At 72.0% G+C, this 10,558-nt stretch carries 12 protein-coding genes; 3 read left to right on the top strand and 9 right to left on the bottom strand.

The genetic code is table 11. The features are described 5' to 3' along the window. The 4 genes from JHD21_RS16670 to JHD21_RS16655 form a co-directional block, all read right to left on the bottom strand. Nucleotides 1-970, bottom strand: a 970-nt coding sequence (locus JHD21_RS16670; RefSeq protein ID WP_292677473.1) for an AMP-binding protein, incomplete at its 3' end; no start/stop codon positions are given. Nucleotides 971-979: 9 nt separating this feature from the next. After that, complete coding sequence (locus JHD21_RS16665; RefSeq protein ID WP_292677471.1) at nucleotides 980-1,894, bottom strand: hypothetical protein; 915 nt, start codon at nucleotides 1,892-1,894, stop codon at nucleotides 980-982. Nucleotides 1,895-1,900: 6 nt separating this feature from the next. Beyond that, nucleotides 1,901-2,320 (bottom strand): SRPBCC family protein, encoded by a 420-nt coding sequence (locus JHD21_RS16660; RefSeq protein ID WP_292677469.1) that lies wholly within the window; start codon nucleotides 2,318-2,320, stop codon nucleotides 1,901-1,903. Nucleotides 2,321-2,330: 10 nt separating this feature from the next. Next, nucleotides 2,331-3,227, bottom strand: a complete 897-nt coding sequence (locus JHD21_RS16655; protein WP_292677468.1) for a phosphoribosylaminoimidazolesuccinocarboxamide synthase — start codon at nucleotides 3,225-3,227, stop codon at nucleotides 2,331-2,333. 23 nt (nucleotides 3,228-3,250) lie between these two features. On the opposite strand from JHD21_RS16655, the gene JHD21_RS16650 reads away from it, so the two are divergent. Together JHD21_RS16650 and JHD21_RS16645 are read left to right on the top strand one after the other, a co-directional pair. Next, the gene (locus tag JHD21_RS16650) at nucleotides 3,251-3,865 is read left to right on the top strand and encodes a hypothetical protein (RefSeq protein ID WP_292677466.1); all 615 of its coding nucleotides are present in this window, start codon (nucleotides 3,251-3,253) and stop codon (nucleotides 3,863-3,865) included. Nucleotides 3,866-3,887: 22 nt separating this feature from the next. Next, complete coding sequence (locus JHD21_RS16645) at nucleotides 3,888-4,505, top strand: M23 family metallopeptidase (RefSeq protein WP_292677464.1); 618 nt, start codon at nucleotides 3,888-3,890, stop codon at nucleotides 4,503-4,505. A gap of 6 nt (nucleotides 4,506-4,511) precedes the next feature. On the opposite strand, the gene JHD21_RS16640 is transcribed toward JHD21_RS16645, so the two are convergent. The 3 genes from JHD21_RS16640 to dacB form a co-directional block, all read right to left on the bottom strand. After that, the gene (locus tag JHD21_RS16640; RefSeq protein ID WP_292677462.1) at nucleotides 4,512-5,333 is read right to left on the bottom strand and encodes a hypothetical protein; all 822 of its coding nucleotides are present in this window, start codon (nucleotides 5,331-5,333) and stop codon (nucleotides 4,512-4,514) included. A gap of 117 nt (nucleotides 5,334-5,450) precedes the next feature. Next, nucleotides 5,451-6,077 (bottom strand): DUF2510 domain-containing protein, encoded by a 627-nt coding sequence (locus JHD21_RS16635; protein ID WP_292677460.1) that lies wholly within the window; start codon nucleotides 6,075-6,077, stop codon nucleotides 5,451-5,453. After that, on the bottom strand, nucleotides 6,074-7,543 hold the full coding sequence (gene dacB, locus JHD21_RS16630; RefSeq protein WP_292677458.1) for a D-alanyl-D-alanine carboxypeptidase/D-alanyl-D-alanine-endopeptidase: 1,470 nt from the start codon (nucleotides 7,541-7,543) through the stop codon (nucleotides 6,074-6,076). Before dacB ends, JHD21_RS16635 begins: the two co-directional genes overlap by 4 nt. Nucleotides 7,544-7,571: 28 nt before the next feature. On the opposite strand from dacB, the gene JHD21_RS16625 reads away from it, so the two are divergent. Continuing rightward, nucleotides 7,572-8,114 (top strand): inorganic diphosphatase, encoded by a 543-nt coding sequence (locus JHD21_RS16625; protein ID WP_292677457.1) that lies wholly within the window; start codon nucleotides 7,572-7,574, stop codon nucleotides 8,112-8,114. Nucleotides 8,115-8,129: 15 nt separating this feature from the next. On the opposite strand, the gene JHD21_RS16620 is transcribed toward JHD21_RS16625, so the two are convergent. Together JHD21_RS16620 and JHD21_RS16615 are read right to left on the bottom strand one after the other, a co-directional pair. Further along, entirely contained in the window at nucleotides 8,130-10,163 is a 2,034-nt protein-coding gene (locus tag JHD21_RS16620) for an acyl-CoA dehydrogenase (RefSeq protein ID WP_292677454.1), read from the bottom strand. A gap of 23 nt (nucleotides 10,164-10,186) precedes the next feature. Continuing rightward, the coding region (locus JHD21_RS16615) for a C40 family peptidase (RefSeq protein WP_292677452.1) at nucleotides 10,187-10,558 on the bottom strand (372 nt) is incomplete at its 5' end.

Genomic DNA, 10,558 nt, shown 5'->3' with positions numbered 1-10,558 from the left:
CCTCGAGGATGGTGACGCCGAACTTCGTCTCGAAGTCCTTGTGCACCTCGACCGGGAGGGCCGAGCCGCCGGCGACCGCGACCCGCAGGTTGTCCTTGATCTTGGCGACGTCGACGGTGTCGTCCAGCGCGCCCAGCAGGCCCCAGTACATCGTCGGGACGCCGGCGAAGAAGGTGATGCCCTCGCTCTGCATCAGCTCGAGCGCGGCCGCGGGCTCGAACCGCGGCAGCATGACCACGGTGCCGCCGTACGCCGCCGCGCCGTTCTGGATGACGGTCTGGCCGAAGGAGTGGAAGAGCGGCAGCACGCAGAGGAACGTGTCGGGGTCCTCGGCGCTGGCACCGAAGAGCTTCTCGCCGAGCATCGCGTTGTCGCGCATGTTGCGGTGCCGGAGCTCGGCGCCCTTGGGCTGCCCGGTCGTGCCGGAGGTGTAGAGGATGACGGCGGTGTCGTCCTCGTCGGTCTCGACGGCGTCGAAGGTCCCCTCCATGCCGCCCAGGATCTGGCCGAAGGTCTGGGTGCCCTCGAACGGCGAGTCCGCCATCAGGTCGGCGGTGATGGCGACGAAGAGCTCGCACCCGTCGGCGTCCTGGAACCCGGCGAAGCCTTCCTGCCCGATCGGCAGCTCCGCGGTGCCCTCGAAGCAGAAGTAGGCCTTCGCGTCCGAGTCGCCGAGGTGGTAGGCGACCTCGCGTCCCTTGAGCAGCACGTTGAGCGGGACCACCGTGCCGCCGGCCTTCAGGATCCCCCAGTAGACGAGGGAGAAGTAGGGGAGGTTGGGGCAGCTCAGCGCCACCTTGTCGCCGCGCTGGATGCCCTTGCTGACCAGGAAGTTGGCCACCATGTTGGCGACCATGTCCACCTCGGCGTACGTCATCCGGCGGCCGGTGGCGGGGAAGACGATCGCCTCCCGCTCCGGGTAGTTCTCGGCGCTGGTCTCGAGCAGGGTGGCGAGGTTGTAGGAGGTCACGCGGTCAACCTAGCCATAGGTGCGTAGCACCCGCAGGGCCTGGAGGGTCATCCAACGGGCCCGGTGGTCGCGGTCCAGGGGCGCGTGGGTCTCGCCCGGCCAGGTCCGGCCCGCCGGCCACCGCCCGTCCGGCCTCCGCAGCGACGGCAGCGCCGCGACCGCGTCGTCCATCCGGGGGTCCCGCGGGACGCCGGCAGCCGCGAGGGCGTCGAGCCCGCGGAGCACGTCGAAGTGCCAGCGCGGCGGGTGGTGCAGGCGGACGAACTCGGGGTGGATGACCTCACCGGTGCGGTGGCTGCGGACCAGCCGGTGCTCCAGGAAGTAGCCGGCGCAGCCGTCCACCGCCGCCCGCACCTCGCTCCGGCGGTGCTCGTGACCCCGGGACAGGTAGGTCACCAGCCCCTCGAGCACCGACACGGTGGTGTGGTGGGAGGAGTGCGTGGCGCCGGACCGGTCGGTGCGGCAGTTGAAGCCGCCGTCCGCCAGGGGCCTGTCGAGGAGCCAGTCGACGATCCGCGCCAGCGCCGACGGCTCGCCGTCGAACCACGCGCAGAAGCTGAGCGCCATGCCGTTGACGCAGGTGTCGGACCAGCCGGTTCCCGGGTCGATGCCCCCGTCCGGGCGCAGGTGGTCGCGCAGGACGCTCGCCACGGCGTCGCGAGCGACCGGGTGGTCCGGCGCCAGGCAGAGGTCGCGGAGCTCGAGCAGCGTGTAGTGGGTCGAGGTCCACTTCGGCTGGTAGTAGGAGCGACCCCAGCCGCCGCCGGGCCTGCGCGCGGCGAGCAGCGCGGCGGCGTACCCCTCTGTGCCCATCCGGTCCTGCAGCTCCGGCACCTCGTCGTCGAGGAGGTCGCGCCGCGTCTGGTACTGGACGGACACGTCGCCGGCGAGCAGCCAGGCGAGCACCTCGTCCGACGCGCCCATGCGCGGCTACCGGCCGGCGAGGAGCCGGGCCGCGCGGCGCAGGTCGCCGCGGACCGCAGGGACGGAGAGGACGCTCGCGCCCAGGCCGAGCGGGCCGAGGGCGTGGATGCGGAACCGGAAGTGCACGTCGCACGCAGCGTCGCCGACCGGTGTGAACCGGAGTGTCAGGTCGGCCCGGACGAACCGCCACGTGCCCGACTCCGCCCAGAGACGCGGCCGCTCGAGGACGGTGGTCTCCATCGCCGCGTGCAGGCCGGGCTTGGTCACGTCGGTCCAGGTCTGGCCGACCCGGGGCCGGCCGTCGACGGCCACGACCCGGCGGAGGCTGGACTGCCACTCCGGTCGGTGCTGCGGGTCGACCAGGTAGTCGAACGCCGTCGGCGCGTCGACGTCGAAGCGCACGGTGCCGCCCGGCTCGCGGGTCATCGGGAGGCCATCAGAACGTCTGCCCGGTCAGCCGCTCGAAGGCCTCGACGTACCGCTGCCGGGTCAGGTCGACGATCTCGGCCGGCAGCTCCGGTGGCGGCTGGTCGGCGGCGCGGTCCCACCCGGACGCCGGCGAGAGCAGCCAGTCGCGCACGAACTGCTTGTCGTACGACGGCTGGGCGTGTCCGGGCTCCCACTGGTCGGCCGGCCAGAAGCGCGAGGAGTCCGGGGTCAGCACCTCGTCGGCGAGGACCATCGTGCCGTCGGCGCGGGCGCCGAGCTCGAGCTTGGTGTCGGCCAGGATGATCCCTCGGTCCCGGGCGATGCCCTCGGCCCGCGCGTAGACGGCCAGGGTCAGGTCGCGCAGCCGGACGGCGACCTCCTCGCCCACCGTCTCGACGACGGCGTCGAACGAGACGTTCTCGTCGTGCTCGCCGAGCTCGGCCTTCGCGGCGGGGGTGAAGATCGGCTCCGGCAGCCGGCTGCCGTCCTCGAGGCCGTCCGGCAACGGCACCCCGCACACCTCACCGGTCGCGCGGTAGTCGAGCAGCCCGGAGCCGGTCAGGTAGCCGCGGGCCACGCACTCGACCGGGAACATGGCCAGCCGCTCGCAGATCACCGCGCGGCCGCGCACCTCGGCGGGCACGTCGGTTGACAGGACGTGGTGGGGCACCAGGTCCGCCAGCTGGTCGAACCACCACAGGGACATCCGGGTCAGGATCTCGCCCTTGTCCGGGATGGCGGGGCTGAGGATGTGGTCGAACGCCGAGATGCGGTCGCTGGCCACCATGAGCAGCTGCCCGGCGTAGGGGCCCTGCTCGAGCTCGTAGAGATCGCGGACCTTGCCCGAGTGGATGTGCCGCGTGCCGTCGATCACCCGAGCCGGCGGCAGCTCGATCGTGCTCACAGCGCCAACCTTATGGTGGCCGCATGGCCGAGACTGCCGAGCAGGTCCACGCCCGCATCGCCGCCGCCTCCGCGAACGGCCGGCTCGCGGCGCCGCCGAGCAACGACTGGGACAACTTCCCGTGGGAGGCGGTCGACGGGGCCGTCGTCCCGAGAGTGCTGCCGCCGCCCGCCGACGACCCGGTCCGGGCCGGCGAGACGCCCGGCCTGCCGTGCCCGGCCTGCGACAGCGTGAAGTCCGACAACGTCATCTGGGAGGACGAGGCGTGGCGGCTCAAGCACTTCGGCGCGCCGAGCGGCCTGCCCGTCGTGCTGATCCTCGAGCCCAAGGCGCACCTCGACTTCGGCGAGCTCGACGACGACCTCGCCTCCGAGCACGGCCGGATCTCCAACCGGCTGGTCCGCATCATCGAGGCGCTCGACAACGTCGCCCGTTGCCACGTGCTGCGCTACGGGGACGGCGGCGCGCACGCCCACACCTGGTTCGTGGCCCGGACCGCTCGGCTGGCCGGCGTGGTCGGCTCGCCGGTGATCGAGTGGAACGACGTGCTGCCACCCGGACCCGAGGACGTCTGGCGGGCGGACCTGCACACCATCGCGACCAAGCTCGCGAACTGGGGCGGCGACGCCCGGGCCTGAGCGCCCCGGGTGATGAGCTTCCATGCCACCGACCGTTGACCTGGCGTACCCGTTCCGCGGGCGATGGCTGGTGCAGAACAGCCCCGCCGACCGGGTGCCCAGCCACGGCACCCGGCTGTTCGCCACGGCGTATGCGATCGACTTCGTGCCGGTCGACGAACGGGGCCGCAGCGCGCGGATCTCGCTTGCCTCGATCCTGCGTCCCGAACCACCCGAGGCGTTCCCGGGGTTCGGACGCCGGCTCACCGCACCTGCTCCCGGGGTCGTCGTGGCGGTCCACGACGGCGAACCCGATCACGAGGCGTTCCGAGGCATCCCGTCGATCCGGTACGCCCTCACCCAGCGGCAGCGGGTGGCCGGTGGTTGGCTCGGGCTGGCCGGCAACCACGTGGTCATCGAGCTGAGGACCGGAGAGTTCGTCGCGATGTGCCACCTCCAGCGCGGCAGCGTGCAAGTCTCAGTCGGGCAGGCGGTTGCTGTCGCGGATGAGGTGGGCCGGTGCGGCAACTCCGGCAACAGCACCGAGCCCCACGTGCATGTGCAGGCCATGGACGCGCTCGACGTCCAGCACGCCAACGCCGTCCCCATCAGCTTCCAGGGAGGACTCCCGCGCAACCGGGAGGTCGTTCACGTGCCCTGAGGCGCCTCATCGCTCGCAGCGGCGACGGACTTCTGCGCGGCATGTGTCGAAGCCGTCGCGACCGTCGGCTGTGTCGCGTCCCGGCCCGCCGAGAAGCGTGTCGTTGAACGCCAAGCCTCCCCGCAGGTGGTCGTTCCCGCCGCCGCCCAGCATCCTGGTCGACCTGTTGCGGCACTCCCCGCCCTGCGGGACGAGCCCGAGGCCGTTGCCGTGAACCCGAAGATCGTCCTTACCGCCTCGGCCCTTGATGGTGATGCGGCAGGCGCTGGTGAGGCCTGACAGCGCATTGCCTCGGTCGTCACCCTTGAGGGTCACAGCGCGGCCAGTTGCCTGAATCTCCTCGAAGCCGCGTAGGTCGTAGGAACCCGTCTCGTCGATGCTCAGGTGGTGCTGGCGAAGGTCGGCCCGGACGGACTGCCGCGATGCCACGATGACGGAGTCGGCCCCGGAGCCGCCGCGCACGACGCCCGCACCGCCGGACGAGTAGATGAGGACGACCGAGTCCCGCCCACCGCCCAGGGACAGGTCGAGGTCTTCGGCGAAGCGGACGTCGAGGAACTCTCGGGCGTCGCTGCCCTGCACCTGAACGGCGTCCGTGCCGTCGCCGCCGTTGACGTAGCCCGTCTCCATGCAGATCACGTCATCGCCTGCCAATGCCTCGATCTCGACCGAGCCGGTCGTGGAGATCACGTCGTCGGACGCTGTTCCAGGAACCGCTGTGGTGACCCCGTCCGGACTGTCGACGTTGATCGTCGCGACCTTGCCCTGGCAGGTCGCTGGCGCCGCGGTTGCCGACGAGATCGCCGTTGAAGGCGCCGCCAGTAGCACGGATATGACTATCCCGAGTGACCGCACCGGGGAACTCCTCCCAGTCGAGTGGCTGTCAGAGAGTGTGATGCCACCGCGTCGCGATTGGTTCGCGGCCGGACACCCGTGCGTTCCGGCTCAGGCGTACGCCGCCACGTCACCGACCCGTGCGGTGGCCCGCGCTGCCTGCACCTGGCCCGCCCCGGACGCCCAGATGGTCACGATCCCGGTGGCGAGCACGCTGCGCGAGGCGAGGGCGGCCAGCGGCGGGCAGTAGGTCGCGGCGTCGTCGGCCGGGAAGCGGCCGATGTTCGTGGTCCCGACGAACACGGCGACGCCCGTCGGGTCCCGGGGGTCCCACGGGTTGGGGACGAACCGGCAGGGCTGCTCGAGGGTGCCGCCCTCGGGGGTCAGCGCCACGCTGCTGCTGGCGAAGATCGGGAGCAGGCCGGGCAGGTCCCCAGGTGCGTGCACGAGCTCGACCGAGTGCGACAGCGGCTCGCGGGGCGGCTCGTCCTGGCAGGACGCGGCCACCGAGGCGAAGGAAGGCTTGCCGATCTGGGCGACGTTCTTGTCCAGCCAGCCGCCGACGGCTGTGAGGCCCTTGGCCAGACCGTCAGCCAGGTCCTTCCCTGCCTTGGAGAGCTGGTCGGACGTCGTCGACCGCGGCGCGCGGTGCTCGGTCCAGGCGGTGCCGTCCCAGTAGCGGTACTGCGCCGGGTCGTCGGGGTCCGGGAACCACGCCGCCGGAGGTGCTTCGGTCATGGGGACACCCTGCCGCAGGAGCAGGCGGCGAGAGCGGCGGCCGCGTCGTCGATGGCGTTCTCGGCGGCGGTCTCGCGGGGCTTGCGGATCCGGTCGGCCATCAGCACGAACACCATCTGGTGCCCCTGCTGGTCGACCACGACCCCGGCGAGGCTGCTGACCGCGGTCAGGGTGCCGGTCTTGGCCCGCACCAGGCCGCGGGCCTCCGGGAGGGCGCCGGCGAAGCGGTCGGTCAACGACCCGGTGAAGCCCGCGACCGGCAGCCCCTCGATCACGGTGCGCAGCGACGGCCCGCCGGTGGCGGCCGCGCGCAGCACGGCGAGCAGTGCGTCCGGGGTAATCCGGTTCTCGCGGGACAGGCCGCTGCCGTCGTAGATCTGGATGCCGGAGCGCGGGACGCCGAGAGCCTCGAGGGTGGTCAGCGTCCCGTCGACACCCGCCTCGAAGCTGCCCGTCCCGCCGACCGCGAGACCCACGTGGTGCGCGAGGACCTCGGACGCCTCGTTGTCGCTGACCTCCAGGACCCGCTCGACGATCTGGCGCACCGGCGCGCTGGTGACCGTGGCGATCTCGCGGCCGCCGGACGCCGCGACGCCGTACGTCGGGTCGCCGACGACCTTGACGCCCGCCTCGACCAGCGCTGCGGCGAACACCTGCGCGGCGTGGAGCGACGGGTCCTCGACCCGGACGGAGCTCTCCGGCAGGCGGCCCTGGTCGACCCACAGCGCCGTGATCGGGGAGACGATGTCACCCTCCTCGGCGTACGCCGCCGGCCAGGCCGGGTTGAACCCCGGCTCGGCGAAGAGGGAGTCGTCGAAGCCCAGCCGCACCCGGGCCCGGCCCTCCTGCTGCAGGGCGGCCGCCGTCTGCTGGGCCAGGGTGACGATGTCCGCGCGCGGCGGGTAGGACGGACCGTCCTCGTCGACCGGCTCGGACATGAGGAAGGGGTCACCGCCGCCGACCAGGACGATCCGCCCCCGTCCGCCGGCGACGACCCGGGTGCTGAAGGTGCGTTCGGGCCCCAGCGCCTGCAGCGCGGCGAGCCCGGTGAGCAGCTTGGTGGTGGAGGCGGGGATCGCCGCCCCGCTGCCGACCCGGGCCAGCGGCCGGCCCGTCGTGAGGTCGTCGACGGCGGCCAGCACGTGTGGGCCGAGGTCGGCGTCGGCGAGGTACGGCGCGAGCGCGGCCTCGACCTTCGCCGGCGCGGCCCGTCCCGGGACGGCCAGCGCGGCGGCCACCGGTGCCGCCGTCGGCACGGCCGGCAGGTCGAGCCCGGGAGGCGGGGGGATCTCGGCCGGGCTCTCGGCGAGCGGGGCGGTCGGCTCGTCCCCGAAGAAGTGGTCGTACCACGGCTCCACCAGGTCGAGCCGGTAGGCCGCGACCCCGGCGACGACCAGGGCGAGGACCAGCAGGCCGGCCAGAGAACGACGCAGCGAGCGCGCGATCCGGCGGCCATTGGTACTCACGGAGCCATTGTGGTGGAGGATGGGTCACATGGAGTTCGACGTGCTCGTGGAGATCCCGAAGGGGCAGCGCAACAAGTACGAGGTCGACCACCTCAGCGGCCGGATCCGGCTCGACCGGACGCTGTTCACCTCGACGCAGTACCCCGCGGACTACGGCTACATCGAGAACACGCTGGGCCTGGATGGCGACCCGCTGGACGCGATGGTGATCCTCCAGGAGCCGACGTTCCCCGGCTGCCTGATCCGCTGCCGCGCGATCGGCATGTTCCGGATGACCGACGAGGCCGGCGGCGACGACAAGGTGCTGTGCGTGCCGGCGACCGACCCGCGCCTGGAGCACCTGCGCGACATCAGCCACGTCTCCTACTACGACCGGATCGAGATCCAGCACTTCTTCGAGGTCTACAAGGACCTCGAGCCCGGGAAGTCCGTCGAGGGAGCCGAGTGGGTGGGCCGGGCCGCGGCCGAGGAGGAGGTCAACAACTCCTTCAAGCGGTTCCAGGACGAGGAGGGCGAGGACGCGGTGACCCCGCACCCGGCACCGCAGGGCGCGCCGGCACCCGGTCACTGACGGGGGCACTGACCGTCAGGACGCCGGCGGTCCGATCAGCTCGGGCGCGCGCAGCATCTCCTCGGGGATCCCGAACGCCTCGACCAGGTCCCGGGCCAGCGGCCGGACCCGGCGGCACAGCGAGTTGATCCGGCGGCTGATCTCCTTGGACCGCACGGTCGTGAGCCGGCCGTGCTCCATGAACCAGGCCCGGTCCTCCTCGATCACCGACAGCGCGTGCAGGTCGCACAGCAGCCCGAGGGCCACCTTGTTGGGGCTGTCCTCAAGGCCCCGGACCTTCTCGACGAACGCCTCGAGCACCAGCCGTTCGACGTGTGCCCGGGCCGCGTGGATCACGTGGTCCTGCACCCGGGAGAAGACCTCGCCGGGGTTCATCTTGTTGTCCATGCCGCGCTTGAGGCGCCGGGCGACCCCGGCCAGGGTGTGCTCCTCCCGGAACCGCAGCATCGCGAGCTGGTAGTCGGAGTCGAGGACACCCGCCTCCTGGTCCCACTGGTCGCCCCCGGGCAGCAGGTCGCGGACCCGCTCGAGGAGCTTGTGGGCGTTGGTCTTCTCGATCACGGTCTCCACGGCCAGGCTCGTGACGAACCGGACCATGCCGAGCTGGTCGAGGTCCTCGAAGTCGCTGGAGTAGTCGGTCAGCAGGCCCTTCGCGACCAGCTGGAGGAGCACGGTGTTGTCGCCCTCGAACGTGGTGAAGACGTCGGTGTCGGCCTTGAGTGCCGCGAACCGGTTGACCGAGAGGTAGCCGGCACCACCGCAGGCCTCGCGGCACTCCTGGATGGTCCGGGTCGCGTGCCAGGTGGCCAGCGCCTTGGTGCCCGCCGCCCGCGACTCCAGCTCGCGCCGGACCTTGTCGTCGGCGGCCTCGCCGGTCATGACGCCGCTGAACACGTCGTGGCACTGCCCGGCCACGATCTCCTGGGCGAAGTCGAGCGCGTAGGTGCGGGCCAGGAGCGGGAACAGCCGGCGCTGGTGCTGCCCGTAGTCGAGGAGCAGGTCCTCCTGGCCCTCGGTGGTCGCCTCGAACTGCCGGCGCTGCAGGCCGTAGCGGATCGCGATGGCCAGCGCCACCTTGGCCGCGTTGAGCCCGCCGCCGCCCACGCACACCCGGCCCTGCACCAGGGTGCCGAGCATCGTGAAGAACCGGCGGTTGGCGTTCTCGATGTCGCTGACGTAGGTCCCGTCCTCGCGGACGTCGGCGAACCGGTTGAGCAGCGCCGTCCGCGGGATGCGGACGCCGTCGAAGCGGATCCGGCCGTTGTCGACGCCGTTCAGGCCCATCTTGAGGCCGTCGTCCTCGATCGTGACGCCGTCGCACACCCGCCCCTCGTCACGGATCGGCACGACGAACGCGTGCACGCCCCACCCCTCCCCCGCGACCTCGAGCTGGGCGAAGACCACGGCCAGCTCCGCGTGCACGGCGGCGTTGCCGATGTAGTCCTTCCACGCGTCCTCGCGGGTGGTCTGCACGACGAACTCCTGCGCCTCCGGGTCGTACGTCGCCACGGTGCCGAGCGCCTGCACGTTGGAGCCGTGCCCGGTCTCGGTCATCGCGAAGCAGCCCATGGTCTCGCCGGTGATGAGCTTGGCCAGGTAGGCGTCGTGGTGGGGCTTGGTGCCGAGCTGGAGGATCGCGCCGCCGAACAGCCCGAACTGCACGCCGACCTTGACCAGCACCGACAGGTCGCCGTAGGCGAGCGTCTCGAACGCCGCCAACGAGGCGCCGATGTCGCCGCCCCCGCCGTACTCCGTCGGGAAGCCCATGCCGGTCTGCCCGGTCTTCGCCATCTCGACGACGACGTCCTTGACGCGCTCGCGGAAGTCCGCGGTGCTCATGGTCTCGGCGTCGGTGAGGATCGAGGCGTACTCGGCGAGGTTGGCGCGGACCAGGTCGCGCACCTCGGCGTACTCGCCGTCGAGGAAGGCCCGCAGGGCTCGGACGTCGATCTCCGGCGGGACGTGCAGGGGCTTCTCCGGCTGCTCGGCGGGAGGCGCGGCGCCCTCGTCGGGCTCGAAGTCGCTGGGCGGGAGGGTGTCGGTCGCCATGGGGTGACGCTACCCAGCCAGCCCTACGGCCGGGCGAAGAAGTTGGGCGTGATCCAGTAGTACATCGAGACCTCCTCGACGTCCCGGCCGGTGCGCGGGGCGTGGATCATCATCCCGTCGCCGACGTAGAGCGCGACGTGGTAGATCGAGGAGGGCTTGCTGCCCCAGAAGAGCAGGTCCCCGGGCTGCAGGTCGCCGATCCCGATCGGGGTGGCGGTGGAGTACTGGCCGACCGAGTAGTGGGGCAGCGACTTGCCGCCCTGCTGCCAGGCCATCATGGTCAGGCCCGAGCAGTCCCAGCTGCCCGGTCCGGCCGCGCCGTACTTGTAGGGCTCGCCGATCTGGGCCCGGGCGAAGGCGATGGCCGCCCCCGCGCCGCCGCCGGGAGCGGGGGG

It is taken from the genome of Nocardioides sp., from assembly GCF_016462705.1.
In the GTDB taxonomy this organism is placed as follows: domain Bacteria; phylum Actinomycetota; class Actinomycetes; order Propionibacteriales; family Nocardioidaceae; genus Nocardioides.
The sequence above is the reverse complement of the archived record's forward strand: the minus strand, read 5'-3'. Positions and strand labels throughout refer to the sequence as shown.